The following is a 2,982-nucleotide window of genomic DNA, read 5'->3' on the forward strand; positions in this document are numbered from 1 at the left end:
CGATTGTCCCGCCGTATATAAGCGGTCCTGGCCGCGGCTGGGCTCGCTCGAGGCAGCAGCGACAGGAACGTCAGGGCATGTCCTTCACTTACGCTGCCAAATCGCGCCGGACGTACCCGTACACTCCGACCCCAGTCAGGGTCGCGGCGATGAGCAACAGAATGATGGTGGCCGCCCAATTAGGCGATGTGTCGGGTACGGGGGCAAGGTGCGCCCACGGCGACAGGGTGGCAATCCAGCGAGGGGCTTTCGTGATCTGCAAGATCAGGTTCACCAGGAACCCGCCGACAAGCGGCAAGGCACCGATCGCGCCGGCGGCGGATGGTAGCAACCCGATGCCCACCGCGGTGGCTCCGGCCGCGAGCATTGCCACCGGAAGAGAATTCAGCGCACCCGCCAGTGAATCGGCCAACTGCAGTGGGGTGCCGGTGATTTTGGTACCGCACCAAAGGGCGACTGCGGCTGAGCAATGCAGGACAACCATTCCGCCGACCGTGATCACTGTCTCGGTGCACAGCAGACGTACGCGCGAGACTGGCTGGGCGAATAGCAGAGTCCACCGTCCGGCCTTTTCGTCGACGACCATGGTTGCAAGACGCATTGTGGCGTAGAGACCGGTTGGGACTGCGAGCAGGCCGAACAGAGCCGCAGCGATGAGATACAACTCGTGGCCACGCAGTCCGGCGGCCGCGGCTAGCTCAGCGAACCGCTTGTTGTTTTCGATCAGGTCGAGAAGATAGGCGAGCATCGCACCGACCAGAAAGTAATATGCGGCGATGCCCACCGCCCAACCCAACGTGGTCCGCGCGGTCCGCTGAAGGGCAAAACCGCCGATCGAATGCAAACATCGGGTTCGCGGAGCACGGGTATTTCGCACCGCCACAATCCCGTCGCCCAAATCGCGGTGACGGGCCGCCAAGAGGGCTGCAGCGGCCAGCACGATCGGAAACGCGCCCAACACCATCAGTGGACCGATGCGATTTTCGGCGTATGGCGCCGAGCGTGCTGTCAGCCCGAAGGGCGTGGCCCATGCCATCCATGCCAGCTGATGCGAGCCATCGGCGATCATGCGCAGCACCACGCCAACGCAAATAGCCGCGACCGTAATTCCCGTAGCACTGGATTGCCTCGGCATCACTTGTGCGGCGAGCAGAGCTGTTGCCGCGAAAGTCAGAACAATGCCCGTGATCCCCGCTGCATGGATCACTGCCCCGGCCGGGTGAGTACCGGCCGACAACAGGGCCGCCGCGACGGCCGCGCCGATCAGCATTGCGGATCCAGTAACGACGGCCAGGTAGCGGACGACCAAGTCAGCCGTTCGCAGGCGTCCCGCCAGGAGCAGATCCCACCGCCCGTTATCCTCTTCACCGCGGGTAAAACGGGTGGCGGCAAACATGATCCATACGCTCGCGAGCAGCGAAACGGTTGTGCCGGTGCGCCACACGGTGAAACCGCCAGGATCGTCGAGAGCGACCGGTGGCCCCGCCAACGTCCTTACGGCGGGATTGTCAGCAAGGGCGTGCATACCTGATGCATCCAGCAAGTTGTTCACCAATCGGTATTGGCTGGCGGCCAATACCGACATCCCCCCGCAGATCAAGGCGACCACGACGGCACCAAGGCGAAACTGGCGCACAGCTAGCCGGCTGACGGCCCGGCCCGGCCCGAATTGCGGCCCGCCGGCCACCGGCGAACCGGGCGGCGAGGCCGTCGTCATCGTGCAGCTTCTCCGTAATAGGCGAGAAAAATCCCTTCGAGTGTCGGTTCGTGCATAGTGATCGCGACAATGTCGGCTGCGGCGAGCGCTCGAAGCGCGGCCGTCGGCGATCCAGTCAGGTTGAACCGCAACCGTTCACCGTCCAACCGCTCGACACTCGACACACCGTCAACATGCTCCAGGCGCGGTTGAACGCCGTGATAGGACACCTCGACCACGGTCTGGTGCAACTGGCGTAGGTCAGCGATGGTGTCAACTTCCACGAGTCGCCCGGCACGCAGAATCGCAACGCGGTCGCATACGGCTTCTACCTCGGCCAGTTGATGAGAGCTGAGGAAAACCGTCTGGCCGCGCTCGCGTGCTTCTGCGACGCAGTGGCGAAACCTTCGCTCCATCAACGGGTCCATGCCGCTCGTCGGCTCATCAAGCACGAGCAGCGGAGCTCGTGTCGCGAATGCTGCGATAAGGGCCACCTTCTGTCGGTTACCGGTCGAGTAGGTCTTGGCTGGCTTGTCGAGCTCGAGATCGAAACGGTCAACCAGCTCGTCGCGGTACGCCGCGTCGATACCGGGACCCACGCAGCCAAGCAGCTCAAGGATTTCGGCGCCCGTCATCCTTGGCCACAGCGCGACATCCGCGGGCACGTATGCGATGTGACGATGAGACCGACGGACGTCACCCGCAGGGCAACCGAAGATCTCCGCAGTGCCTGCGGTGGGGCGAATCAATCCGAGCAGCAGGCGAATCGTCGTCGACTTGCCTGCGCCGTTGGGCCCGAGGAACCCGAACACCTCGCCGGGGGCGACGGTCATACTCAGGTCCTCGACGGCGACGACGCGCCCGAACCGTTTGGTGAGACCCTCGACACGGATCGCCGGGTTGACAGCGGTTTGCACCGGGGATTCCACGCCCTGAGCGTAAGTCACCGGCCCCCAGGGATTCTCTCATTGCAGGTCTTCGGGCGCTGAAGACCCTTGTCGGCCCGGCTTTGATGAGCATGTCCGAGCCCCACCATTCGCGAGCGCTACAAGCCGACAGATCGCCAGCAGCATAGCGCCAGATCCATAGTGAGGGAAGGACAAACGGCCCGATTCTGCGGCTCGGCATCGGCGGGGGCCGAAATCTCAGGATTTTATCAGGAACTTTTTCGAAACGCCGGACCGACTTCAGGGGCAGCAGTACTGTTGGGATCGCCTGACTCATATCTGCGCGGGGCGGATGGCGGGGAGCCTAGGCAAAGGCTGGTTCATCTTCGGGGTGGGTAG

The 2,982-nt window shown here is 63.5% G+C and carries 2 protein-coding genes; both read right to left on the reverse strand.

What is annotated here, in order from left to right; translation table 11 throughout:
• Nucleotides 1–88: 88 nt before the first annotated feature.
• The gene (locus AC5Y21_RS21830) at nucleotides 89–1,717 is read right to left on the reverse strand and encodes an ABC transporter permease (protein WP_499915370.1); all 1,629 of its coding nucleotides are present in this window, start codon (nucleotides 1,715–1,717) and stop codon (nucleotides 89–91) included.
• Nucleotides 1,714–2,625, reverse strand: coding sequence for an ABC transporter ATP-binding protein (locus AC5Y21_RS21835; protein ID WP_499915372.1), 912 nt, complete (start codon nucleotides 2,623–2,625; stop codon nucleotides 1,714–1,716). Before AC5Y21_RS21835 ends, AC5Y21_RS21830 begins: the two co-directional genes overlap by 4 nt.
• Nucleotides 2,626–2,982 lie beyond the last annotated feature (357 nt).

This window comes from Mycobacterium sp. NGS41 (assembly GCF_059812725.1).

Coding starts and splice junctions, on each gene's coding strand:
- AC5Y21_RS21830 (WP_499915370.1), bottom strand. CDS start 1,717: ATGACGACGGCCTCGCCGCCCGGTTCGCCGGTGGCCGGCGGGCCGCAA.